Source organism: Halegenticoccus soli (genome assembly GCF_002844195.1).
Classification (GTDB): domain Archaea; phylum Halobacteriota; class Halobacteria; order Halobacteriales; family Haloferacaceae; genus Halegenticoccus; species Halegenticoccus soli.
Window position 1 is genome coordinate 483656 of the sequence record NZ_PEND01000001.1, and the last position, 19951, is coordinate 503606.

At 68.0% G+C, this 19951-nt stretch carries 35 protein-coding genes and 1 tRNA gene; 29 read left to right on the forward strand and 7 right to left on the reverse strand.

From position 1 onward, the window contains the following. Positions 1–86: 86 nt before the first annotated feature. Genes CNO20_RS02435 through CNO20_RS02445 form a run of 3 tightly spaced genes read right to left on the reverse strand, consistent with a single transcriptional unit; the run spans position 87 to position 926 of the window. A complete protein-coding gene (locus tag CNO20_RS02435; RefSeq protein WP_101294426.1) occupies positions 87–299 on the reverse strand; it encodes a heavy-metal-associated domain-containing protein in 213 nt (70 codons plus the stop codon). A gap of 42 nt (positions 300–341) precedes the next feature. Continuing rightward, entirely contained in the window at positions 342–554 is a 213-nt protein-coding gene (locus CNO20_RS02440; protein WP_101294427.1) for a heavy-metal-associated domain-containing protein, read from the reverse strand. A 60-nt stretch (positions 555–614) separates the two neighbouring features. Further along, positions 615–926, reverse strand: coding sequence for an MTH1187 family thiamine-binding protein (locus CNO20_RS02445; RefSeq protein WP_101294428.1), 312 nt, complete (start codon positions 924–926; stop codon positions 615–617). A gap of 128 nt (positions 927–1054) precedes the next feature. On the opposite strand from CNO20_RS02445, the gene CNO20_RS02450 reads away from it, so the two are divergent. Continuing rightward, a complete protein-coding gene (locus CNO20_RS02450) occupies positions 1055–1306 on the forward strand; it encodes a DUF7130 family rubredoxin-like protein (protein ID WP_101294429.1) in 252 nt (83 codons plus the stop codon). A gap of 86 nt (positions 1307–1392) precedes the next feature. Then, a complete protein-coding gene (locus CNO20_RS02455; RefSeq protein ID WP_101294430.1) occupies positions 1393–1704 on the forward strand; it encodes a hypothetical protein in 312 nt (103 codons plus the stop codon). Between the two features lie 88 nt (positions 1705–1792). Here the strand turns inward: CNO20_RS02455 and CNO20_RS02460 are convergent, their stop codons facing one another. The 4 genes from CNO20_RS02460 to CNO20_RS02475 all read right to left on the reverse strand — a co-directional run bounded on the left by CNO20_RS02460 (position 1793) and on the right by CNO20_RS02475 (position 3777). Further along, on the reverse strand, positions 1793–2005 hold the full coding sequence (locus CNO20_RS02460) for a hypothetical protein (protein WP_101294431.1): 213 nt from the start codon (positions 2003–2005) through the stop codon (positions 1793–1795). 47 nt (positions 2006–2052) lie between these two features. Further along, positions 2053–2775 (reverse strand): DUF2270 domain-containing protein, encoded by a 723-nt coding sequence (locus CNO20_RS02465; protein ID WP_101294432.1) that lies wholly within the window; start codon positions 2773–2775, stop codon positions 2053–2055. Between the two features lie 103 nt (positions 2776–2878). Beyond that, positions 2879–3178 (reverse strand): PadR family transcriptional regulator, encoded by a 300-nt coding sequence (locus tag CNO20_RS02470; protein WP_101294433.1) that lies wholly within the window; start codon positions 3176–3178, stop codon positions 2879–2881. Positions 3179–3706: 528 nt separating this feature from the next. Then, a tRNA-Gly gene (locus CNO20_RS02475) sits at positions 3707–3777 on the reverse strand. 242 nt (positions 3778–4019) lie between these two features. On the opposite strand from CNO20_RS02475, the gene CNO20_RS02480 reads away from it, so the two are divergent. From CNO20_RS02480 to CNO20_RS02610, 27 genes are all read left to right on the forward strand, one after another. After that, complete coding sequence (locus tag CNO20_RS02480; protein WP_101294434.1) at positions 4020–4907, forward strand: putative RNA uridine N3 methyltransferase; 888 nt, start codon at positions 4020–4022, stop codon at positions 4905–4907. Positions 4908–4911: 4 nt separating this feature from the next. Then, positions 4912–5928: a 50S ribosomal protein L3 gene (locus CNO20_RS02485; RefSeq protein ID WP_101294435.1), complete on the forward strand. Its 1017-nt coding sequence runs from the start codon at positions 4912–4914 to the stop codon at positions 5926–5928. Between the two features lie 7 nt (positions 5929–5935). Then, a complete protein-coding gene (gene rpl4p / locus CNO20_RS02490; RefSeq protein ID WP_101294436.1) occupies positions 5936–6682 on the forward strand; it encodes a 50S ribosomal protein L4 in 747 nt (248 codons plus the stop codon). A 58-nt stretch (positions 6683–6740) separates the two neighbouring features. Next, complete coding sequence (locus CNO20_RS02495) at positions 6741–6992, forward strand: 50S ribosomal protein L23 (RefSeq protein ID WP_101294437.1); 252 nt, start codon at positions 6741–6743, stop codon at positions 6990–6992. 2 nt (positions 6993–6994) lie between these two features. Continuing rightward, entirely contained in the window at positions 6995–7726 is a 732-nt protein-coding gene (locus CNO20_RS02500; protein ID WP_101294438.1) for a 50S ribosomal protein L2, read from the forward strand. Beyond that, the gene (locus CNO20_RS02505) at positions 7723–8145 is read left to right on the forward strand and encodes a 30S ribosomal protein S19 (protein WP_101294439.1); all 423 of its coding nucleotides are present in this window, start codon (positions 7723–7725) and stop codon (positions 8143–8145) included. The genes CNO20_RS02500 and CNO20_RS02505 overlap by 4 nt, the downstream gene beginning before the upstream one ends. 3 nt (positions 8146–8148) lie before the next feature. After that, positions 8149–8619, forward strand: a complete 471-nt coding sequence (locus CNO20_RS02510) for a 50S ribosomal protein L22 (protein ID WP_101294440.1) — start codon at positions 8149–8151, stop codon at positions 8617–8619. After that, positions 8619–9620 (forward strand): 30S ribosomal protein S3, encoded by a 1002-nt coding sequence (locus tag CNO20_RS02515; protein ID WP_101294441.1) that lies wholly within the window; start codon positions 8619–8621, stop codon positions 9618–9620. Before CNO20_RS02510 ends, CNO20_RS02515 begins: the two co-directional genes overlap by 1 nt. Continuing rightward, positions 9620–9838: a 50S ribosomal protein L29 gene (gene rpmC / locus CNO20_RS02520; RefSeq protein WP_101294442.1), complete on the forward strand. Its 219-nt coding sequence runs from the start codon at positions 9620–9622 to the stop codon at positions 9836–9838. Before CNO20_RS02515 ends, rpmC begins: the two co-directional genes overlap by 1 nt. A gap of 4 nt (positions 9839–9842) precedes the next feature. Next, complete coding sequence (locus CNO20_RS02525; protein WP_101294443.1) at positions 9843–10358, forward strand: ribonuclease P protein component 1; 516 nt, start codon at positions 9843–9845, stop codon at positions 10356–10358. Continuing rightward, positions 10349–10783 (forward strand): 30S ribosomal protein S17, encoded by a 435-nt coding sequence (locus tag CNO20_RS02530; protein WP_101294444.1) that lies wholly within the window; start codon positions 10349–10351, stop codon positions 10781–10783. Before CNO20_RS02525 ends, CNO20_RS02530 begins: the two co-directional genes overlap by 10 nt. Then, a complete protein-coding gene (locus CNO20_RS02535; protein ID WP_101294445.1) occupies positions 10783–11181 on the forward strand; it encodes a 50S ribosomal protein L14 in 399 nt (132 codons plus the stop codon). The genes CNO20_RS02530 and CNO20_RS02535 overlap by 1 nt, the downstream gene beginning before the upstream one ends. 3 nt (positions 11182–11184) lie before the next feature. Continuing rightward, positions 11185–11547 carry a 50S ribosomal protein L24 gene (rplX, locus tag CNO20_RS02540; protein ID WP_101294446.1) on the forward strand — a complete coding sequence of 121 codons (363 nt, stop codon included), beginning with the start codon at positions 11185–11187 and terminating at the stop codon, positions 11545–11547. Beyond that, positions 11544–12287, forward strand: a complete 744-nt coding sequence (locus tag CNO20_RS02545) for a 30S ribosomal protein S4e (RefSeq protein ID WP_101294447.1) — start codon at positions 11544–11546, stop codon at positions 12285–12287. The genes rplX and CNO20_RS02545 overlap by 4 nt, the downstream gene beginning before the upstream one ends. Further along, positions 12284–12826, forward strand: a complete 543-nt coding sequence (locus tag CNO20_RS02550) for a 50S ribosomal protein L5 (RefSeq protein WP_101294448.1) — start codon at positions 12284–12286, stop codon at positions 12824–12826. Before CNO20_RS02545 ends, CNO20_RS02550 begins: the two co-directional genes overlap by 4 nt. Next, positions 12823–12999 carry a 30S ribosomal protein S14 gene (locus CNO20_RS02555; RefSeq protein WP_101294449.1) on the forward strand — a complete coding sequence of 59 codons (177 nt, stop codon included), beginning with the start codon at positions 12823–12825 and terminating at the stop codon, positions 12997–12999. Before CNO20_RS02550 ends, CNO20_RS02555 begins: the two co-directional genes overlap by 4 nt. A gap of 2 nt (positions 13000–13001) precedes the next feature. Then, positions 13002–13394 (forward strand): 30S ribosomal protein S8, encoded by a 393-nt coding sequence (locus CNO20_RS02560; RefSeq protein WP_101294450.1) that lies wholly within the window; start codon positions 13002–13004, stop codon positions 13392–13394. Position 13395: 1 nt separating this feature from the next. Beyond that, a complete protein-coding gene (locus tag CNO20_RS02565) occupies positions 13396–13959 on the forward strand; it encodes a 50S ribosomal protein L6 (RefSeq protein ID WP_101294451.1) in 564 nt (187 codons plus the stop codon). Then, complete coding sequence (locus CNO20_RS02570) at positions 13960–14685, forward strand: 50S ribosomal protein L32e (RefSeq protein ID WP_101294452.1); 726 nt, start codon at positions 13960–13962, stop codon at positions 14683–14685. After that, the gene (locus tag CNO20_RS02575) at positions 14682–15143 is read left to right on the forward strand and encodes a 50S ribosomal protein L19e (RefSeq protein ID WP_101294453.1); all 462 of its coding nucleotides are present in this window, start codon (positions 14682–14684) and stop codon (positions 15141–15143) included. The genes CNO20_RS02570 and CNO20_RS02575 overlap by 4 nt, the downstream gene beginning before the upstream one ends. After that, positions 15143–15733: a 50S ribosomal protein L18 gene (locus tag CNO20_RS02580; protein ID WP_101294454.1), complete on the forward strand. Its 591-nt coding sequence runs from the start codon at positions 15143–15145 to the stop codon at positions 15731–15733. Before CNO20_RS02575 ends, CNO20_RS02580 begins: the two co-directional genes overlap by 1 nt. Further along, complete coding sequence (locus CNO20_RS02585; protein WP_101294455.1) at positions 15730–16374, forward strand: 30S ribosomal protein S5; 645 nt, start codon at positions 15730–15732, stop codon at positions 16372–16374. The genes CNO20_RS02580 and CNO20_RS02585 overlap by 4 nt, the downstream gene beginning before the upstream one ends. Then, a complete protein-coding gene (gene rpmD, locus CNO20_RS02590; protein WP_101294456.1) occupies positions 16374–16838 on the forward strand; it encodes a 50S ribosomal protein L30 in 465 nt (154 codons plus the stop codon). The genes CNO20_RS02585 and rpmD overlap by 1 nt, the downstream gene beginning before the upstream one ends. After that, the gene (locus CNO20_RS02595) at positions 16838–17335 is read left to right on the forward strand and encodes an uL15m family ribosomal protein (RefSeq protein WP_101294457.1); all 498 of its coding nucleotides are present in this window, start codon (positions 16838–16840) and stop codon (positions 17333–17335) included. Before rpmD ends, CNO20_RS02595 begins: the two co-directional genes overlap by 1 nt. Positions 17336–17731: 396 nt before the next feature. After that, positions 17732–19207: a preprotein translocase subunit SecY gene (secY, locus tag CNO20_RS02600; RefSeq protein ID WP_101294458.1), complete on the forward strand. Its 1476-nt coding sequence runs from the start codon at positions 17732–17734 to the stop codon at positions 19205–19207. A 112-nt stretch (positions 19208–19319) separates the two neighbouring features. Then, positions 19320–19517 (forward strand): DUF7557 family protein, encoded by a 198-nt coding sequence (locus CNO20_RS02605; protein ID WP_101294459.1) that lies wholly within the window; start codon positions 19320–19322, stop codon positions 19515–19517. Further along, positions 19514–19912 (forward strand): PIN domain-containing protein, encoded by a 399-nt coding sequence (locus tag CNO20_RS02610; protein WP_101294460.1) that lies wholly within the window; start codon positions 19514–19516, stop codon positions 19910–19912. Before CNO20_RS02605 ends, CNO20_RS02610 begins: the two co-directional genes overlap by 4 nt. The last annotated feature ends 39 nt before the right edge of the window (positions 19913–19951 follow it).

Consider the following 19951-nt stretch of genomic DNA (forward strand, 5'->3'; position numbering starts at 1 on the left):
GCGACGACAACTACTTCCGGCGTGACGGCGTCACCGGGCCCGACGCGGCGGCGGTCCCGTCCGAGGCCGCCGCCACCGCCGCGGATCTAGCTCCCGCTCACCTCGTAGCCGGCGTTGCGGACCGCGTCGTGGAGGTCCCCCGTCGGTGCCTCGTCGGCGTCGTGGTCGACGACGACCGTGCCGGTCGAGCGGTCCGTCCGCACCTCGTCGACGCCCTCGATCCCGAGGAGCTCGTTTTCGACGAGCCGCGCCGCGTTCTCCGACTCCATGCCGCTCACGCGCAGTCGCGTCCGGTGCATGCCCGACGGTTCGGCCGCCACGCCGTTCAAAGCGACGGCCGCTCACTCGACCTCGTACCCGGCGTCCCGCACCGTGGACTTGATCGCCTCCGCCGAGAGCAACTCCTCGCCGTATCGCACCTCGACGTCGCCGCTTTCCGGGTCGACGGTCGCCGACTGGACCCCTCTTCGTTCCCGCAGTTCCCGCTCGATCGTCCGCGCGTCGTCCTCGGACGCCACGCCCTCGACCGTGAAGTTCGTTCGGCTGTCCGCCATAGTCGGCGTTCGTCCGCCGGGGAGTTCAGTGCTGTGCCGGCATTCACAAGGGCGCGGGCGCTACCGCTCCTTCCTCGCCTCCCGGCCCAGCTCCCGCTCGACGGCTTCGACCTTCTCGCGCGCGCTCTCGGTCGACGTCCGCTTGTCGTCGATCTTGAGGAACGTGCTCACCCGGTCGGCGTCGACGGCGTTGTGCGCGGCCGCGACCGCCTCCAGGAGCGTGTCGACGTCGTCGGCCTCGATGACCGTCCCCATCGGGTTCGTCTCGTAGCCGACGTCGAAGTCGTCCAGGGCCGCGACGGCCTTCGCGACCTCGCCGGACATGCTGCCCTCGGTGACCGGTGCGACGCTCAGGAGCGCGATCACTGTCATACGTCGACTCTCGACCGCCAGCGGCCTAAGTCTGCGGGGCGCGCCGAGGGCCGCGGCCCGTGAACCGGACGGAACTGATCAGTCTCTCGTCAGCGACCGTTATGCTCTCGGCGCGCGTCTAGACGCGAATGGCCACGCCTCAGACGCTCACTACCCGATCGGCCCGACGAACCGCCACGACCAGCGACCGCACTTCGGCGGGGGCGATCCCGCGCGGCGTTTCGGTCGCGAACCAGCGCCTCGTGGACGAATTCGGCGAGGCGTACCTCGTCTGGCGCTGCCTCGGCTGCGGCGAGACGGGCGACCTCGAGGCGTTCCCGGCCGCGTGTCCGAACTGCGGCGCGAGTCGCGAGGACCTCTACTACTGGACCGAGGACTGAGTCTCGCACGTCGACGAGGACCGCGTCTCGGAAGCCGGGGCGGACCGAACGCCGGTCTTTTGTCCTTCGTCCGCCGAACGCAACGCATGTACCTCTCTCACCCCGTCCGCCGGATCAGAGACGACCCGACGCCCGGCGAGTCGGTGGCGCTCGTCGTCGAGGCTTCCGAGTCCGCCGGCGCGGAGACGATCGAGGAGGCGGTGTCGGATCTCGGGGGCAGCGTCGACCGCGACCTGGGGTTCGACGCGGTGCTGGTGACGGTCCCCGAGACGGCGGTCGCGGCGCTCGCGGAGCGCGCCGACGCGGACAGAATCGAGACGGCGAACACCATCTCGCTCGGGCTGGATCCCGAGGTCGAGGGCGGAACCGACTCCGGGGCCGGGCGCGAGGAGCGCTGATCGCCCCGGCTCGCGCGCGAAGAAACAATCGGCCGATTCCCGATCCAAATCCACTCGTCTGCCCGCTCGCCGCCGTCGCCGACCTCGGCTACAGCGCGTCGGACGCTGGCGACGTCCTGTCGCGCACCGCGTCGGTGTAGTACACCCGCTCTCGGGGGACGTTTCGGGTTATCGCGTCGCCGTCGTCGGTTTCGCCGATCGGGAAGGACCACACCTCCCGGGCGTCGTTGTAGCGGAGCTCGCCGTCCTCGACCTCGCGTTCGACGACACCGTCCGGCGATTCGAAAACGATCGTTGCCATGGACGGAGGTACGACGCGCCGTCACTTAGCGGTCGCGCGGCCGTCGGCTACTCCCACGGGTCGATCTCGTAGCCTTCGAGTTCGCGTTCCACGCGCCACTGGCGCGGTCGGTAGGCGATCACCGCGAGACCGACGTAGGAGGCGGCAACGATCCCGACGACGACGACGCCGGGGACCGGCCCGATCGCCGCACTGGAGGGCCACGGACTCGCGGCGTACCCGGTGACGCGAATGAGCCACGCGGCGAGCAGCAGGGCGTACAGCGGAAAGTACACGCGTCGAAGCCGGTGGGCGAGAGACTCCTCGAAGCTGATCTTCATCTTCGGCGAGCGGTAGTCCTCGCTCAGCTCCGCGCGCCACTGCGGGTCGGAGACGCTCCGGGAGGGGTCGAGCGCGTAGGCGAACACGTTCTTCTGGAGCAGCCGGACCCGCGACCGCCAGATGTCGTAGCCGCGGAACCGGCGCGCTTCGATGACCAGGAACACGCTGAGGATCGCTACCGCGATCAGCACGATGTAGTGGGGGTTCGTGTGGCTCGAAAACGCCCAGGTGAGGATGGCGGCGATCACGGTCACCGCCCAGTACGTCGTCCGGTCGAGGCGCTCGCGCCAGAACTTCATCCGGTGGATCTCGCCGCGGTACAGGTGTGCCATCGCCGAGCCGGGACCCATGTCCTCGTCGAATAGCCCCCGGCCGAGCTGCCGATTCTCGCGGCTCGTCGGATCGGGGCCGTCCTTCGTCCGTCCGGCGTTTTCGTCGGTCGGATCCATCCGTACGCGGTGGGTTAGCCTCCCGAGAATACAGCGGTTTCGTCGCCGCCCGGTGGACGACGGGTTCGGAGATGCGATTCGGGCCGAACGGGTGCCGATCGACTCAGGCTTCCGAGGCCTCTTCCATCGGGAAGTACTGTCGCTTCCACTCGCGGTGTTCTTCGAGCTCTTCGAGACCCTTTTCGGAGATGCTGTACGAGTTCGTCCGCCGGTCTATCGTCCCCTTCTCGACGTAGCCCTGCTTTACGAGCGTGTCGAGGTTCGGGTACAGCCGACCGTGGTTGATTCCGCCGCCGAGGTGCCGTTCGAGTTCCTCCTTCACGTCCTGTCCCGAGGGGTTTTCCTTCCCGGCGATCACGTACAGCAGGTCCCGCTGGAATCCGCTCAACTCGAAGAGACTCATGTTCCCCGGATTGGACGGTCGTGCACATAGTTATCAGCAGGCTATCGAATCTCGGTCGTACGGTCTCGGGAGACAGTCGTTCCGAGTGTCAGGTGCGGCGGATCGACCGCGGGACCTTCGTCACGTCCGGCGGTTTTCCGCTCCGAAGACGTCGGACGCCGCTGAGAGGCGCGCCGATAGGAGGGACTTACAGCACGTTATGCGGAGCGTTTCGGCCGAAACCGTCGATTCTCACCGACGGTACGCGCGCTCGACCGCTTCGAACACCGCCCGGACGGTGGTGGCGAGCGTCGCGACGAGAGGAACGCTCGTCCGGCGTTCGGCAGCGGGAACTCGACGCCGGCGAGCCGCTCGGCCGTCGAGGTGGGTCACCACCGAAGGCGTGAGCGAGCACGTCCTGCTCGGCTCACTTCGTTCGCCTGTGCGGGCTGCGACCGGCAGAATTCAAATCCCAGTGCTCCGCATACACGGAACCACAGCCTCGCGGCGAGACGAACCTCACCGCTCGGGGTTCTGGCGTCAGAGAAGTGCGCTGGCTGGGATTTGAACCCAGGTTGCGACCATGGCAAGGTCACGTGATACCGCTACACTACCAGCGCGCGTCGCGCTTCGCAGCGCCGTGCTGCTGCATTCAACCCTAACTGGCGTTCGAGTATTAAGGGTTCCGAAATCTGTGCGAATCGAGAGGCGGCGTGGGGGTGGCTCTCACTCGCTGAAACGGAAGAATGTCCCGTATTCCGTCGTGTGACGGTCTGCCAGGCGCGTCTCCAATTCGCTACCCTTTTAGGGGCGTATCCGGTACAATCGCCACAGTCTAGTGGCGAGACGCCGAAGGACGGGCATGACGCTCACCGTCTGTGTCCCGTCCTCGCTCGCCCGGGAAGCCGAGGACCAGCGCGAGGCGACTCGCAAACTCGGCTACGTCGCCCGCGCGGCGGCGGTGTTCCGGGCGGATCGACTGGTCGTCTTCCCCGACCGGGAAGGCGAACGAAGGCAACGCTGGGGCGGCGAGTTCGTCGCCACCGTGTTGGAGTACGCTGCGACGCCCCCCTACCTCCGACAGGAGGCGTGGGGAAAGCGCGACGAACTGCGGTCCGTCGGCGTGCTCCCGCCCCTGCTCGTCTCGCCGCAGACCGGCTCCGAACCCGACGGTTCGGGGTCGTTAAGACAGGGAATCGTGACCGAGGTCGGACCTGAAGGCCGCGTCCGGGTCAATTGCGGACTGCAACACCCGATCTCCCTCATCGCCCCTCCGGGAATGGAGGTCGAGGAGGGGGAGCGCGTCACCGTCAGGATCTCTTCGCGAGAGCCGGTCCGCGCGCGGATCGTCGACGAGGCCCCGCCGGGGTTCGTCGTCGAGCGCGTGGACCTTCCGGAAGCGCTCGGCCGTGAGGACGCCGGCGTCCGAATCGCCACGTCGCGGCACGGACGGAAGCTGTCCGTCTCGCGGCTGTCGGACCTGGCCGGGCGCCTCGCGGGCGGCATGACAGTCGCCTTCGGCGCGCCCGAACGGGGGCTTCCGGAGATCCTCGGCGTCGCCGTCGAGGACATCCCCGCCGGCCCGACCGGCGAGGGGTTCAGCCCCGTCGACGAGAGCGACGGGCGAAGCGTCGAACCCGATCCGGGGTTCGACCTCTGGCTGAATACGATTCCGCGACAGGGCAGCGAGGTCGTGCGGACCGAAGAAGCGATGTTCGCCTCCCTCGGCTGTCTGACACTCACGGAGTGAAACCATGCCACAACCAAGCAGACCACGAAAAGGCTCGCTGGGCTACGGCCCGCGCAAGCGTGCGGCCAGTGAGGTTCCACGCATCAAGTCGTGGCCCGACGACGACGGGTCGCCCGCGCTGCAGGGCTTCGCCGGCTACAAGGCCGGGATGACCCACGTCGTGATGGTCAACGACGAGTCCAACTCCCCGCGCGAGGGGATGGAGGAGTCGGTGCCCGTCACGGTCGTCGAGGTGCCGGCCATGCGGGCGGTCGCACTGCGAGCCTACGAGGAGACGCCGTACGGACTGAAGCCGCTGACCGAGGTGTGGGCGTCCGATCTCGACGACGATCTCGGACGCGTCCTCGACCTGCCGGCGGAAGACACCTTCGAGGACGACGCGGAGGAACTGCGCTCGCTCCTCGACGAGCGGCGCATCGACGACGTGCGGGTCATCACCCACACGGTGCCGCGCGGACTCAAGAACGTCCCGAAGAAGAAGCCCGACGTGATGGAGACGCGCGTCGGCGGCGGCAGCGTCGAAGAGCGCGTCGACTTCGCGCTCGACCTCCTGGAGGAGGGCGGCGCGTACGAGATGGCCGACGTGTTCCGCGCCGGCGAGTACCTCGACGTCGTCGGGGTCACGAAGGGCAAGGGCACGCAGGGGCCCGTCAAGCGCTGGGGCGTCCAGAAACGGAAGGGCAAGCACGCCCGGCAGGGCTGGCGGCGCCGCATCGGCAACCTCGGCCCGTGGAACCCGAGCCGCGTGCGCTCGACCGTCCCCCAGCAGGGGCAGACGGGCTACCACCAGCGGACGGAGCTCAACAAGCGGCTCGTCGCCATGGGAGACGACGGCGACGCGACCGTGGAGGGCGGCTTCGTCAACTACGGCGAGGTCGACGGCCCGTACGCGCTCATCAAGGGCTCGCTGCCGGGCCCGAACAAGCGGCTCCTCCGGTTCCGACCGGCCATCCGGCCGAACGACCAGCCGCGCCTCGATCCCGAGGTGCGCTACGTCTCCACAGCATCCAACCAGGGGTGAATGATACATGGAAGCAACAGTACGCGACCTGAACGGCGAGGAGGCGGGCGCGCTCGACCTCCCCGAGGTCTTCGAGACGCCGTACCGACCGGACCTCATCAAGCGCGCCGTCCTCGCCGCGCAGGCGAACCGAAAGCAGGCCTACGGCGCGGACCCGTACGCCGGGATGCGGACCCCGGCGGAGTCTCTGGGCAGCGGCCGCGGCCTCGCGCACGTTCCGCGCGAGAACGGCCGCGCCCGACGCGTCCCCCAGACGGTCGGGGGGCGCAAGGCGCACCCGCCGAAGGCGGAGAAGGACCAGGGCAAAGGAATCAACAAGAAGGAGCGTCAGCTCGCCACGCGCTCTGCGATCGCCGCGACGGCGAACGCCGAGCTCGTCCGCGAACGCGGCCACCGGTTCGACGACGGCGTCGAGCTCCCGCTCGTCGTGAGCGACGACTTCGAGGACCTCGTGAAGACGAAGGAGGTCGTCGAGGCGCTCGAATCGCTCGGCGTGTACGCCGACATCGAGCGGGCCGACGACAACAGGAAGGTGAAGGCGGGCCGCGGCAAGACGCGCGGGCGCAAGTACAAGCGCCCCAAGTCGATCCTGTTCGTCACGAGCGAAGAGCCGTCGCGCGCGGCGCGCAACCTCGCCGGCGCCGACGTCGCCACCGCGGCGGAGGTCAACGCGGAGGATCTCGCGCCCGGCGCGCACGCCGGCCGGCTGACGATCTTCACCGAGAGCGCGATCGAGGGGGTGGCGGGCCGATGAGTTCCGTCGCACGCGTCGCGCACTACGACCTTGTCGTTCTCACGCGAGGTGAGAGCCGATGAGCGTGATCGAACACCCGCTCGTCACCGAGAAGGCGATGAACGAGATGGACTTCGACAACAAGCTCCAGTTCGTCGTCCACCTCGACGCGGGCAAATCCGAGATCCAATCGGAGATCGAATCGCGCTACGACGTGACCGTCACGAAGGTGAACACCCAGGTCACGCCGAAAGGAACGAAGAAAGCGACAGTCACGCTGGGCGAGGACGACGACGCGACCGAGATCGCCTCGCGCATCGGGGTGTTCTGACAATGGGACGCAGAATCCAGGGACAACGACGCGGCCGCGGCGGCCCGACGTTCCGCGCGCCGTCGCACCGCTACAAGGCGGAACTCTCGCACAAGAAGGCCGAGGAGACCGACGTCGTCTCCGGGACGGTCGTCGACATCGAGCACGACCCCGCCCGGAGCGCGCCGCTCGCGGCGGTCGAGTTCGACGACGGCGAACAGCGCCTCGTGCTCGCGCCCGAGGGCGTCGCCGTCGGCGACGAGATCCAGGTCGGCGTCAGCGCCGAGATCAAGCCGGGCAACACGCTCCCGCTCGCCGAGATCCCCGAGGGGGTCCCGGTGTGCAACGTCGAGAGCAAGCCCGGCGACGGCGGCAAGTTCGCCCGCGCCTCCGGCACGTCGGCGCAGCTTCTCACCCACGACCGCCACGTCGCGGTCGTGAAGCTGCCGAGCGGCGAGGTCAAGCGGCTCAACCCGCAGTGCCGGGCGACCATCGGGGTCGTCGCGGGCGGCGGTCGGACGGAGAAGCCGTTCGTCAAGGCCGGGAACAAGTACCACAAGATGAAAGCGCGCGGCACCAAGTACCCGCGAGTTCGGGGCGTGGCGATGAACGCCGTCGACCACCCGTTCGGCGGCGGCGGTCGCCAGCACCCGGGCAAGCCGAAGAGCGTCTCGCGCAACGCGCCGCCGGGACGGAAGGTCGGTGACATCGCCTCGAAGCGCACCGGCCGCGGCGGCAAAGGAGGCAACAAATGAGTTCGGACTACCGCACCGGCCGCGAGGGTGAGTTCACCTACCGCGGCTACACGCTCGACGAGCTGCAGGACATGGAGCTTGACGAGGTCGCAGAACTGCTCCCCGCTCGCCAGCGGCGAACCATCACCCGAGGGCTGTCGACCCAGCACGAGAAACTGCTCGCCAAGGTCGAGGGCAAAAGCGAAGAGGAGACGGCGAACGACCCGATCCGGACGCACCTGCGCGACATGCCGGTGCTGCCGGAGTTCGTCGGCCTGACCTTCGCGGTCTACACCGGTCAGGAGTTCGAACGGGTGAAGGTCCAGCCGGAGATGATCGGCCACTACCTCGGCGAGTTCCAGCTGACCCGGCAGTCGGTCGAGCACGGGCAGGCCGGCATCGGCGCGACCCGGTCCTCGAAGTTCGTGCCACTCAAGTAAGCCATGGGAATCAACTACAGCGTCGAGGCCGACCCGGACACGACGGCGAAAGCCATGCTCCGGGAGCGGCCCATAAGCCTCAAGCACAGCAAGGCCATCGCCCGAGCCATCAAGGGCATGACCGTCGCCGAGGCCGAGGAGTACCTCGAGGCGGTCATCGCGGGCGAGCGCTCCGTCCCGTTCAAGCAGCACAACACGGGCGTCGGTCACCGGAAGGACATCGACGGCTGGGACGCCGGGCGCTACCCGAACAAGGCCTCGAAGGACTTCCTGAAGCTCATCGAGAACGCGAAGAACAACGCGACCGAGCGCGGGTTCGACGGCGAATCGATGCGCATCATGCACGTCGCCCCCCACAAGGTGGGCGAGCGCATGGGGCGCAAGCCGCGCGCCATGGGTCGCGCGACGCCGTGGAACACGACGCTCTGCGACGTCGAGCTGATCATCGAGGAGCCAGAGGAGGTCGAGGCCTGATGGCGGACGAACACCAGTTCATCGAGGACGGGCTCCAGAAGTCCCAGATCGACGAGTTCTTCGCGTCCGAACTCGGCCGCGCCGGCTACGGCGGCATGGAGGTCGCGAAGACCCCCATGGGGACGCAGATCGTCCTCAAGGCCGAAAAGCCCGGCATGGTCATCGGCAAGGGCGGCAAGAACATCCGGAAGATCACCCGCGAGCTCGGACAGCGGTTCGACCTCGACGACCCGCAGATCGACGTGCAGGAGGTCGACGAGCCGGACCTCAACGCCCGGATCGTCGCGGACCGCCTCGCCAACGCGCTCGAGCGCGGCTGGTACTTCCGGAAGGCCGGCCACACGACCATCGACCGGATCATGGACGCGGGCGCGCTCGGCGCCGAGATCGTCCTCTCCGGGAAGGTCACGGGCGCGCGGTCGCGCGTGGAGAAGTTCAACCGCGGCTACATCAAGCACAACGGCGAGCCGGCCCAGGAGGTCGTCGACGAGGGGCAGGGCGTCGCCGTCATGAAGCTCGGCACCATCGGCGTGACGGTGAAGATCATCCCGCCGGGGGCGGAGCTCCCGGACGACTTCGCCATCGCCGAGGACGCCGAGGTCGAGGCGGTCGAGCAGGTCGCCGAGACCGAGGGCGTCGAGGGGCTCCTCGAGGAGCCCGAGGACGAGCTCGTCCCGGACGCCGAGGCCGACCAGGAGCAGGTCCCGGCCGAACACGCCGGCGAGGAGGAGGCCGAGGAGGCCATCGACGAGGAAGTCGTCGAGGAGATCGTCGAGGAGTCCGGCGACGTGGCGTCGCGCAGCGAGTCGGCCGAGCCGGATCCGCAGGAGGAACCCGTCGAGACGGGCGACGTCGAGGCGGAGGAGCCGGCGCTCGACGAGGACGAGGAGGCGACCGACGACGTCGACGCGGAGTACTCCGAGCTCGACGAGGAAGTCGAGCAGGAGGCGGCGGACCTCGTCGCCGAGATGGAAGCCGACGAAGAGGAGGGTGAACAGTAATGGCGATCCTCTACGCCGAGGAGATCCGCGACATGACGCCCGCCGAGCGGCGAGCCGAGCTCGAGGAGCTCGAAACCGAGCTCCTCAACGCCAAGGCCGTGCAGGCGGCCGGCGGCGCGCCGGAGGACCCCGGCCGCATCGGCGAGCTGCGGCGGACGATCGCGCGGATCAAGACGATCCAGCGGGAAGAAGGCGACCTGGACGAAGAAAACGAGTAAGCGGATGCCGATTTCGCCCGAGACCCTGACGCGACACGAACTCAACGGCCTCCCGGTGCGGGTGGCCGACGCCGCCAACCCCGACCTCGTCGGGATAGCCGGCCGTGTCGTCATCGAGACGATGAACACGCTGCACGTCGACACCGGCGCGACCAAGGCGCGCCGCGCGTTCGGCGACGGCGACGGCGACGAGGGCGCGGACGGGTCTCGGGTGCGGCAGGTGCCGAAGCGGGGCACGACGTTCGAGTTCGCGCTCCGAGAAGCGTCCGGCGACGAGCCGTCGTCGGCGCGAACGGGCGCAGACGAACTCGCCGGCGACGAGCCGGCTCGCACAGATGAAGCCGCCGGCGGCCGAAAGGCCCCGGGGTCCGCGTCCGAACTTCCGTCGGATACTGCCGGCGTCAACGCCGGTCAGTCTGGCGGTTGCGAGGGCGCGGTCTACGTTACGGTGGATGGCGAACGACTGCTCTCACGACCCGCCCACCGCACCGAAAACGCAGGTGATTCGAAATGGCGATAGGACTGAACGTACCAGAGCCGGAGGAGACCTGCTCCGACCAGCACTGTCCGTTCCACGGTTCGCTTTCCGTGCGCGGACAGACGCTGGAGGGAGTCGTCGCCTCCACAGATATGGAGAAAACCGTCATTGTGGAGCGCGAATACGACGTTCGCGTTCCCAAGTACGACCGCTACATGAAGCGGCGCAGCCGCGTCCCGGCCCACGCACCCCCGTGCCTGGAGCTGGAAACGGGCGACATCGTCCGCATCGCGGAGACGCGCCCGCTCTCGAAGACCAAATCGCACGTGGTCGTCGAGAAGCTCGCGGCCGAGGATGCTTCGGTGTCCGCGCAGGTCACCGAGCACGCCGCCGGAGCGGTCGAGGAAACGACCGGCAACGTGACCGAGGGGGCGTCCGCCGACCGGAGCCCGGAGGGTGGTGACTGATGGAAGCGCTCAAAGCTGACATCACCCAGGGCCTGGAACGCGGCTCTCTCATCACGTGCGCCGACAACACGGGTGCCCGCGAGCTGAAAGTGATCAGCGTCGCCGGGTACTCCGGAACGAAGAACCGACACCCCAAAGCGGGCGTCGGCGACAAGGTGACCGTCTCGGTCACGAAAGGCACGCCGGAGATGCGCCGCCAGGTGCTGGAGGCCGTCATCGTCCGGCAGCGAAAGCCGATTCGCCGACCGGACGGCACCCGCGTGAAGTTCGAGGACAACGCCGCCGTCGTGATCGACGAGATGGGCGAGCCTCGCGGGACCGAGATCAAGGGTCCCATCGCGCGCGAAGTCGCCGAGCGCTTCGGGAGCATCGCGAGCACCGCGACGATGATCGTATAGACCATGAGCAGACAACCACGCAAACAGCGAACCCGAAAGTGGGACGCGCCGCTGCACGAGCGGCAAAAGCAGGTCCGCGCGACGCTCTCCGACGACCTCCGCGAGGAGTACGGCCGTCGGAACGTCCGCGTCAACGCGGGCGACACCGTCGAGGTCCTCCGCGGCGACTTCGCCGGAGAGGAAGGCGAAGTCGCCGAGGTCGACCTCAAGCGCGAGGTCATCTACGTCGAGGGCGTCGTCGTCGAGAAGGCCGACGGCGAAGAGGTGCCGCGGCCGCTCGACGCGAGCAACGTCCGCGTGACCGACCTGGACCTGGACGACGAGCGCCGCGAAGCGCGTCTCGAAGGATCGGAGGGTAACGAATGACGAAGCACCAGAAACGACTCTCGGTACCGAACTCCTGGCCGGTCGAACGGAAGGAAGCCACGTGGACGGTCAAAGCCGGTGCCGGTCCGCACGGCGCGGCCGGCGTCCCGCTTCTCATCCTGCTGCGGGACGTGCTCGGCTACGTCGACTCCGCGAAGGAGGCGCGCTACGCGCTGAACCAGGGCACCGTCCTGGTCAACGGCGACGCCGTCTCCGACGTGCGCCGACCCATCGGGATGTTCGACATCCTGGCGTTCACGGAGCGCGAGGAGTACTACCGCGTGTTCCCCGACGAGGGCGGTCGGCTCGCGCTGACGCCCGTCGACGCCGACGCGGCGGACAGCCGCCTCGGGAAGGTCGTCGGCAAACGCCAGGTGACCGGCGGCGACTTCCAGCTGTCGCTGCACGACGGGACGAACGTCCGCGTCGAGGACGGCAGCGAGTACAGCGCCGGCGACTCGCTCGTCATCGACAACGAGACGAAGGAGATCGTCGCGCACTTCTCCTACGAGGAGGGTGCGCTCGTGACCGCCGTCGCGGGCGCTCACGCCGGCGAGATCGGCACGATCGAGGAGATCACCGTCACCGCCGGCAGCGGGCCGAACACGGTCCGCGTCGCCCAGGAGGGCGAGGAAGGCGAGGACGCCGGCTTCGAGACGATCGCCGACTACGTCGTCGTCATCGACGAGAACTTCACCGGCGGCGAGGACGCCGTCACCACCGGAGGTGAGAGCGAATGAGCGAGAGCGAAGGCGAAGCCGAAGCCGAAGCCGAGTTCCACGAGATGCGCCGGCCCCGCGTCGAGAAGGTCGTCGTCCACATGGGCGTCGGCGAGGGCGGTCGCACGCTCGCCAACGCGGAGGAGATCCTGGAGGACATCACCGGCCAGGAGAGCGTCCGAACGACCGCAAAGCGCGCCGGGCAGGACTTCGGCGTCCGCCCCGGCACGCCGGTCGGCGCGAAGGTGACGCTCCGCGGCGAGGCGGCCGAGGAGTTCCTGCGGACGGCACTGCCGCTCGCGGACCTGTCGCGCTCGCAGTTCGACGACACCGGCAACTTCAGCTTCGGCGTCGAGGAGCACACGGAGTTCCCGAGCCAGGAGTACGACCCGAACATCGGCATCTACGGGCTGGACGTGACGGTCAACCTCGTCCGCCCCGGCTACCGGGTTCGGAAGCGCGACCAGGCGAACCGCCCGATTCCGTCGGGTCACCGCCTGACGCCCGAGGACGCGATCGCGTTCCTCGAATCGACCTTTGACGTGGAGGTGAACGAATGAGCGAAAGCGAGAGCGAAGCCACGGGCGAGCACGCGACCCGACGCACCGGCCAGGAGAACGAGTGCCGGCGCTGCGGTCGAAAACAGGGGCTCGTCGGCAAGTACGACATCTACCTGTGCCGACAGTGCTTCCGCGAGGTCGCCCGCAGCATGGGCTTCAAGAAGTACCGATAACCATGGCAGGCAACGACCCACTCAGCAACGCGCTCTCTGGCGTGAACAACGCCGAGAGCGTCGGGCACCTGAACCACACGGTACAGCCCGCCTCGAACATCATCGGCTCCGTACTCGAGGTCTTCTACGACCGCGGGTACATCGACGGCTTCGAGTTCGTCGACAACGGGAAGTCCGGGAAGTTCGAGGTCGAACTGAAAGGCGCGATCAACGAGTGTGGCGCCGTCAAGCCCCGCTACTCCGCGGGCGCGGACGAGTTCGAAAAGTGGGAGAAGCGGTTCCTCCCCGCCCGCGACTACGGGACGCTCATCGTCACGACGAGCCACGGCGTCATGAGCCACTACGACGCCCGCGAACGGGGCATCGGTGGCCAGATCATCGCATACGTCTACTAACATGAGCAGAGTCGAAATCGAAATTCCGGACGACGTGTCCGCCGAGGTGGACCACCTCGACCTGACCGTCGAGGGACCGAACGGGAGCGTGACGAAGCGCCTCTGGTACCCCAACGTCTCCGTCGCCGTCGAGAGCGTCGAGAACGACGACGGCGACGACGTCGAAGCGGTGGTCGTCGAAAGCTCCGAGGAGAACGCGAAGACGAACGCGACCCTCGGAACCTTCGAGAGCCACGTCCGCAACATGATCCACGGCGTCTCCGAGGGTTGGGAGTACCGCATGGAGATCTACTACGCCCACTTCCCGATGCAGGTCAACGTCGAGGGCGACGAGGTCGTCATCAACAACTTCCTCGGCGAGAAGTCGCCGCGGCGGACGCCGGTCCGGGGCGACACCGAGGTACAGGTCGACGGCGAGGAGATCGTCCTGAGCGGCCCCGACAAGGAGGCCGTCGGACAGACCGCCGCCGACATCGAACAGCTCACGCGCGTCACCGACAAGGACACGCGCGTGTTCCAGGACGGCGTCTACATCACCGAGAAGCCGAAGGCGGGTGGTGTCTAAATGGCCGAAGAGGAAAACGACATTCAGGAGCTCGAAGACATAAGCGGGGTCGGCCCGAGCAAGGCCGACTCGCTCCGCGACGCGGGCTACGAGTCCGTCGAGGACGTGAAGGCCGCGAGCCAGTCCGAGCTGGCCGAGGTCGAGGGCATCGGCAACGCGCTCGCCGCGCGGATCAAAGCCGACGTCGGCGGCCTCGAAGTCACCGAGGAGACCGAAGCCGAAGTCGAAGTCGAAGAGGAAACCGAGGAGGCCGAAGCGGAGGCCGAACCCGAGGAGGCGGCGGAGACGGAGCTCCGCCCCCGCGGACACGCCGACAAGACGCCCGACCTCAGCGACGAGAAGGCGCGCGCGCTGGCCCAGAAGCACCGCGAGGGCAAGCCGCAGTTCTACCGACAGGACTACCACAAGAAAAAGCGGACGCCCACCTCGTGGCGCCGTCCGCGCGGCAACCTCTCGAAGCAGCGCCGCGGCATCAAGGGCAAGGGCGACACCGTCGAGGCGGGCTACGGCTCGCCGAAGGCCGCCCGGGGACTGCACCCGAGCGGCTTCGAGGAGGTCTACGTGCACAACGTGGACGACCTCGAGGGCGTCGATCCGGCCACGCAGGCCGTCCGCATCGCGAGCAAAGTCGGCGCTCGCAAGCGCGAGCGCATCGAGGAAGTCGCCGAGGACCGCGAGATCCGCGTCCTCAACCCCACCTACGTCGAAGTCGAGGTGGAAGAATGACCGACCTGAAGGCACAGAAGCGAATGGCCGCCGACATTCTCGACGTGGGCAAGAGCCGCGTCTGGTTCGACCCGGAGGCCCAGAGCGACATCGCAGAGGCGATCACGCGCGAGGACGTCCGCGACCTGATCGACCAGGGGACCATCCGCGCCAAGGACGCGAAGGGCAACTCCCGCGGTCGCGCCCGGGAGCGGGCCGAAAAGCGGGCGTACGGTCACCGCAAGGGCCCCGGCTCCCGCAAGGGACGCAAGGGCGGCCGACAGGACTCGAAGAAAGCATGGATCAGCCGGATCCGCGCCCAGCGCCGTCGCCTGCGCGAACTGCGCGACGACGGCACGCTGAACCGGACTCAGTACCGCGAGCTGTACAACAAGGCGAGCGGCGGCGAGTTCGACAGCGTGGACCGGCTCGAAGCGTACATCCGGAACAACTACGAAATCACGCTGGAGGACGAATAATGGCAACAGGACCACGGTACAAGGTACCGATGCGGCGTCGCCGCGAGGTCCGGACCGACTACCACCAGAGGTTGCGCCTGCTGAAATCGGGGAAGCCTCGCCTCGTTGCTCGCGTGAGCAACAAGCACGTCAGGGCGCAGCTGATCACACCCGGTCCGCAGGGCGACGAAACGCACGCGAGCGCCACGTCCGAGGACCTCGCCGAGTACGGCTGGGAGGCCCCCACGGGCAACCTCCCGAGCGCGTACCTGACGGGGTACCTCGCGGGCAAGCGCGCCGTCGAGGCCGGGGTCGAGGAGGCAGTCCTTGACATCGGTCTGAACACGGCGACGCCCGGCGGCAAGGTGTTCGCGGTACAGGAAGGAGCGATCGACGCGGGACTCGACATCCCCCACAACGACAGCGTGCTGGCCAACTGGTCGCGCACGCGCGGCGAGCACATCGCCGAGTACGCAGAGGGGCTCGACGAGCCGCTCTACAGCGGGGAGTTCGACGCCCGCGATCTGCCCGAGCACTTCGACGAGGTGCTCGAACGACTACGGGACGACGGCGCACCGGCAGGCGCCGACGAGATGGAGGACGACGCATGAGCAGAAACAACGACGGCTGGGAACCGCAGACGCGGCTCGGCCGCAAGGTACAGGAGGGCGAGATCACCTCGATGCAGCAGGCGCTCGACTCCGGCCTGCCGCTGAAGGAGCCCGAGATCGTCGACCAGCTCCTCCCCGGACTGGACGACGACGTGCTCGACATCAACATGGTCCAGCGGATGACCGACTCCGGCCGCCGGGTGAAGTTCCGGTGCGTCGTGGCCGTCGGCAACCGCGACGGCTACCTCGGCTACGCCGAGGCCCGCGACGACCAGGTCGGCTCCGCCATCCAGAAGGCCATCGAGGTGGCGAAACTGAACATCATCCACGTGGACCGCGGCTCCGGTTCCTGGGAGGACCGCCCCGGCGGCACCCACTCTCTCAGCCGGAAGGCCGAGGGGAAAGCGGGGAGCGTCACCGTCGAGATCATCCCGGCCCCGATGGGGCTCGGGCTCGCGGCGGCGCCGACCGTCCGGAGCATCCTCGAACTCGCCGGCGTCGAGGACGCCTGGACGAAGTCGAACGGGAACACCCGGACGACCGTCAACCTCGCGAAGGCGACGTACAACGCGCTGAAGAACGCCTCGCAGTCGCGCACGCCCCGGCGCGCGCGCGAAGTCCAGCGGGAGGTGCGCGAGTGATGCGCGCGGTCGTCCAGATCCGCGGCGACGTGAACATGAGCGGCGACGTCGAGGACACCCTCTCGATGCTCAACATCCACTCGGTCAACCACTGCGCGTTCGTCCCCTGGACGGACACCTACCGGGGGATGGTGACGAAGGTGAACGACTTCGTCGCCCACGGCGAGCCGAGTCAGGACGTCGTCGAGACGCTCGTCCGCAAGCGGGCGGAGCCCCTGGAGGGCGACGCCGAGATCGACGACGAGTGGGTCGCCGAGAACACCGACTACGACGACGTCGCGGCGCTCGCGGCCGCGATCGTCGACGAGGAGACGACGCTGCGCGAGCAGGGCCTCTCGCCGGTGATCCGGCTGCACCCGCCGCGCGGCGGGCACAACGGCCTCAAGCACCCGACCAAGGAGGGCGGCCAGCTCGGCAAGCACACCACCGAGGAGATCGACGAGCTCCTGGAGGCGATGCGATAATGACGAGCAAGAAGCGACGACAGCGCGGCTCCCGCACCCACGGCGGCGGCACGCACAAGAACCGGCGCGGCGCCGGTCACCGCGGCGGCCGCGGCCGCGCGGGGCGCGCGAAACACGAGTTCCACAACTACGAACCGCTCGGCAAACACGGCTTCAAGCGGCCGCAGAGCGTTCAGGACACCGTCCTGGAGGTCTCGGTCCGCGAGCTCGACGAGGACGCGGCGCTGTACGCCGCCGACGGCCTCGCCGAGAAGGACGGCGACGCCTACCGCATCGACGCCCGCGACGTCGTCGAGGACGGCCACGAGGCGGACGTCGTGAAGGTGCTCGGCGACGGGCAGGTCCGACAGGAGCTGCACGTGGTCGCCGACGCCTTCTCCGCGAGCGCCGTCGAACTCATCGAGGAGGCGGGCGGGAGCGCCGAACTCTCGGAGCGCGCCCGGCGCGCCGAGGAAGCGGAGAACGTCGAGGGCGAGACCGTCGACGAGGCGGAGTAGGGCGGTTTTCGCGCGCCGAGTTCCTCTTTCCGTCGCGGTTCGATCCCCGAGCGACGCGTCGGCGTCTCGCTCGGGTCGCCGTCGGCGCGCCGCTCGCATCGCCGGCGATCCCTCGACCGGACGGCGCTGTTTCCGGCCGATCTCCGTTCGGGAAGTAGACAAGTGCCGCTCGTTCACATCTCTCCGCCGAGTGGAATGTGACTGCCGCCGCCGCCGACCGCCGTTCGCCGCGACGCGCCGCTCGCGGGCCCCAGGTGCGCGGTGGCGACCCCGCACCGCGCCGGCCGTCGTGTCAACTTTGACGGAAAATGCGCGTCGCCGACCGCATAATTCGTGTGATACTCCGGGCGCTCAAAACGAAGCATCTACAAACCCACGTGCGAAGTATGCGGGTATATGGGATGGAAAGAAGCCGCCGAACCCGTGCTAACGCGGATGCCGGCAGTCCAACGTCCCGAGGGGCACGTCCCCTTCAAACGGAAGTTGGGCTGGACCGCCGGCATCCTCGTTATGTACTTCTTCCTGACGAACATCACCCTGTTCGGGCTCCAGACCGGAACTGACGACTTCTACGGGCAGTTCCGGTCTATCCTCGCCGGGTCGCAGGGCTCGATCCTCCAGCTCGGGATCGGTCCGATCGTCACGGCGAGCATCGTGCTCCAGCTGCTCGGCGGGGCCGACCTGCTCGGATTGGACACGAACGATCCGCGCGACCAGGTGCTCTACCAGGGGCTCCAGAAGCTCCTGGTGGTCGTGATGATCTGCCTGACGGGGCTTCCGATGGTGTTCGCCGGGGGCTTTCTGCCCGCCGATCCGGCGGTCGCCCAGCAGCTCGGCGTCGGCCAGTTCGGGGTCGAGACGCTCATCTTCGTCCAGATCTTCGTCGGCGGCGTTCTCATCCTGTTCATGGACGAGATCGTGAGCAAGTGGGGGGTCGGCAGCGGGGTCGGCCTGTTCATCATCGCCGGCGTGAGCCAGCAGCTCGTCGCCGGGCTGTTCAGCTGGCAGGAGCTGGGCCAGGCTTCCGGGTTCTTCCCGACCTGGTTCGGGATCGTCACCGGCTCCGTCCCGCTCGGCTCGCCGCTGACGGCGGAGGGCTTACAGGCGCTGTTCCTCGGCCAGGGACAGCTGCTCGCGCTCGTGACGACGGTGCTCATCTTCGCCGTCGTCGTCTACGCCGAGAGCGTCCGCGTCGAGATCCCGCTGTCGCACGCCCGCGTGAAGGGGGCGCGCGGCCGCTTCCCGGTGAAGCTCATCTACGCGTCCGTCCTGCCGATGATTCTCGTCCGCGCGCTCCAGGCGAACATCCAGTTCCTCGGGCGCATCCTGGCGAGCCAGCTCGGCGAGGGCATGCCCGCGTGGCTCGGCGAGTACAACCAGCAGGGCCAGCCGGTCGGCGGCCTGTTCTACTACCTCAACCCGATACAGAGCCGCGACCAGTGGACGTGGTTCCTCGGGACGACCTCGGCCGAGCCGTGGGAGGTGATGCTCCGCGTCGGCGTCGACCTGACGTTCATGGTCGTCGGCGGGGCGATCTTCGCGGTGTTCTGGGTCGAGACCACTGGAATGGGCCCGGAGGCGACCGCCCGGCAGATCCAGAACTCCGGGATGCAGATCCCCGGCTTCCGCCGGAACCCGCAGGTCATAGAGAAGGTGATGGAGCGGTACATCCCGCAGGTGACCGTCATCGGCGGGGCGCTCGTCGGGCTGCTCGCCGTCATGGCGAACATGCTCGGCACCATCGGGCAGGTCTCCGGGACCGGCCTGCTGCTCACGGTGTCTATCACCTACAAGCTGTACGAGGAGATCGCGGAGGAGCAGCTCATGGAAATGCACCCGATGATGCGCCAGGTGTTCGGCGGGGGCGACTGATGGAACTGCCGTAGAGCGCTAACTCACCTCTTTTCGGCGTCCTGAATCGCTCGTCTCATCGGAGCGGAAGGGCAGCGTAAGCTAGTTAGGCGCGTATGCAGTCCGTATACACGTGAGCACGTCCATTCGCGTCTCGGACGACACCAAGCGGATGCTGGAGCGGCTGAAACGGGAGGACGAGACGTTCGACGAACTCCTCGAACGGCTCGCACAGAGCGAACGCCCCATCGAAATCGGCGCGTGGAGCGAGGAAGAGGCCGAACGAGCGCGGTCGGCCGTGAAGCGCTCTCGGAGGAGCTTCGAGCGGTGACGTTCCTGGATAGCTCGGTCATCATCGACATGCTGGAGGGCGTCCCCGAGGTCGTCTCGGCCGTCGAAGAGCGCGGCCAGCCGTACCTCACGTCCTCGCTCTGCGTGTTCGAGGTCGTAGACGGGAGAGTAGGTAGCGGCGAGACCGACGTCGTCGGAGTTCGCCGACAGTTCGGCGGCGTTCGGGCGCTGGACCTGAACGAGCAGATCGCGCTGGAAGCCGCCCGGATGCAGGACAGATTGATGGACGACGGGGAACGAATGGCCGCGCGTGACCTGCTCATCGCGGCGACCGCCCGATCTACCGGGGACGAACTCGTCGTCTCGGACAGCGACTTCGAGACGGGTTCGCTCACGGAGATGATGGACGTTGCGAGCCTCCGAGAGAGAGACTGAATTCGGCGAACGATACAATCTCCGCTACGAACTGGATTC

Bases quoted from the DNA above. Each gene is read 5' to 3' on its own strand.
- CNO20_RS02435 (WP_101294426.1), bottom strand. From the start codon at position 299: ATGCACCGGACGCGACTGCGCGTGAGCGGCATGGAGTCGGAGAACGCG.
- CNO20_RS02440 (WP_101294427.1), bottom strand. From the start codon at position 554: ATGGCGGACAGCCGAACGAACTTCACGGTCGAGGGCGTGGCGTCCGAG.
- CNO20_RS02445 (WP_101294428.1), bottom strand. From the start codon at position 926: ATGACAGTGATCGCGCTCCTGAGCGTCGCACCGGTCACCGAGGGCAGC.
- CNO20_RS02450 (WP_101294429.1), top strand. From the start codon at position 1,055: ATGGCCACGCCTCAGACGCTCACTACCCGATCGGCCCGACGAACCGCC.
- CNO20_RS02455 (WP_101294430.1), top strand. From the start codon at position 1,393: ATGTACCTCTCTCACCCCGTCCGCCGGATCAGAGACGACCCGACGCCC.
- CNO20_RS02460 (WP_101294431.1), bottom strand. From the start codon at position 2,005: ATGGCAACGATCGTTTTCGAATCGCCGGACGGTGTCGTCGAACGCGAG.
- CNO20_RS02465 (WP_101294432.1), bottom strand. From the start codon at position 2,775: ATGGATCCGACCGACGAAAACGCCGGACGGACGAAGGACGGCCCCGAT.
- CNO20_RS02470 (WP_101294433.1), bottom strand. From the start codon at position 3,178: ATGAGTCTCTTCGAGTTGAGCGGATTCCAGCGGGACCTGCTGTACGTG.
- CNO20_RS02480 (WP_101294434.1), top strand. From the start codon at position 4,020: ATGACGCTCACCGTCTGTGTCCCGTCCTCGCTCGCCCGGGAAGCCGAG.
- CNO20_RS02485 (WP_101294435.1), top strand. From the start codon at position 4,912: ATGCCACAACCAAGCAGACCACGAAAAGGCTCGCTGGGCTACGGCCCG.
- rpl4p (WP_101294436.1), top strand. From the start codon at position 5,936: ATGGAAGCAACAGTACGCGACCTGAACGGCGAGGAGGCGGGCGCGCTC.
- CNO20_RS02495 (WP_101294437.1), top strand. From the start codon at position 6,741: ATGAGCGTGATCGAACACCCGCTCGTCACCGAGAAGGCGATGAACGAG.
- CNO20_RS02500 (WP_101294438.1), top strand. From the start codon at position 6,995: ATGGGACGCAGAATCCAGGGACAACGACGCGGCCGCGGCGGCCCGACG.
- CNO20_RS02505 (WP_101294439.1), top strand. From the start codon at position 7,723: ATGAGTTCGGACTACCGCACCGGCCGCGAGGGTGAGTTCACCTACCGC.
- CNO20_RS02510 (WP_101294440.1), top strand. From the start codon at position 8,149: ATGGGAATCAACTACAGCGTCGAGGCCGACCCGGACACGACGGCGAAA.
- CNO20_RS02515 (WP_101294441.1), top strand. From the start codon at position 8,619: ATGGCGGACGAACACCAGTTCATCGAGGACGGGCTCCAGAAGTCCCAG.
- rpmC (WP_101294442.1), top strand. From the start codon at position 9,620: ATGGCGATCCTCTACGCCGAGGAGATCCGCGACATGACGCCCGCCGAG.
- CNO20_RS02525 (WP_101294443.1), top strand. From the start codon at position 9,843: ATGCCGATTTCGCCCGAGACCCTGACGCGACACGAACTCAACGGCCTC.
- CNO20_RS02530 (WP_101294444.1), top strand. From the start codon at position 10,349: ATGGCGATAGGACTGAACGTACCAGAGCCGGAGGAGACCTGCTCCGAC.
- CNO20_RS02535 (WP_101294445.1), top strand. From the start codon at position 10,783: ATGGAAGCGCTCAAAGCTGACATCACCCAGGGCCTGGAACGCGGCTCT.
- rplX (WP_101294446.1), top strand. From the start codon at position 11,185: ATGAGCAGACAACCACGCAAACAGCGAACCCGAAAGTGGGACGCGCCG.
- CNO20_RS02545 (WP_101294447.1), top strand. From the start codon at position 11,544: ATGACGAAGCACCAGAAACGACTCTCGGTACCGAACTCCTGGCCGGTC.
- CNO20_RS02550 (WP_101294448.1), top strand. From the start codon at position 12,284: ATGAGCGAGAGCGAAGGCGAAGCCGAAGCCGAAGCCGAGTTCCACGAG.
- CNO20_RS02555 (WP_101294449.1), top strand. From the start codon at position 12,823: ATGAGCGAAAGCGAGAGCGAAGCCACGGGCGAGCACGCGACCCGACGC.
- CNO20_RS02560 (WP_101294450.1), top strand. From the start codon at position 13,002: ATGGCAGGCAACGACCCACTCAGCAACGCGCTCTCTGGCGTGAACAAC.
- CNO20_RS02565 (WP_101294451.1), top strand. From the start codon at position 13,396: ATGAGCAGAGTCGAAATCGAAATTCCGGACGACGTGTCCGCCGAGGTG.
- CNO20_RS02570 (WP_101294452.1), top strand. From the start codon at position 13,960: ATGGCCGAAGAGGAAAACGACATTCAGGAGCTCGAAGACATAAGCGGG.
- CNO20_RS02575 (WP_101294453.1), top strand. From the start codon at position 14,682: ATGACCGACCTGAAGGCACAGAAGCGAATGGCCGCCGACATTCTCGAC.
- CNO20_RS02580 (WP_101294454.1), top strand. From the start codon at position 15,143: ATGGCAACAGGACCACGGTACAAGGTACCGATGCGGCGTCGCCGCGAG.
- CNO20_RS02585 (WP_101294455.1), top strand. From the start codon at position 15,730: ATGAGCAGAAACAACGACGGCTGGGAACCGCAGACGCGGCTCGGCCGC.
- rpmD (WP_101294456.1), top strand. From the start codon at position 16,374: ATGCGCGCGGTCGTCCAGATCCGCGGCGACGTGAACATGAGCGGCGAC.
- CNO20_RS02595 (WP_101294457.1), top strand. From the start codon at position 16,838: ATGACGAGCAAGAAGCGACGACAGCGCGGCTCCCGCACCCACGGCGGC.
- secY (WP_101294458.1), top strand. From the start codon at position 17,732: ATGGGATGGAAAGAAGCCGCCGAACCCGTGCTAACGCGGATGCCGGCA.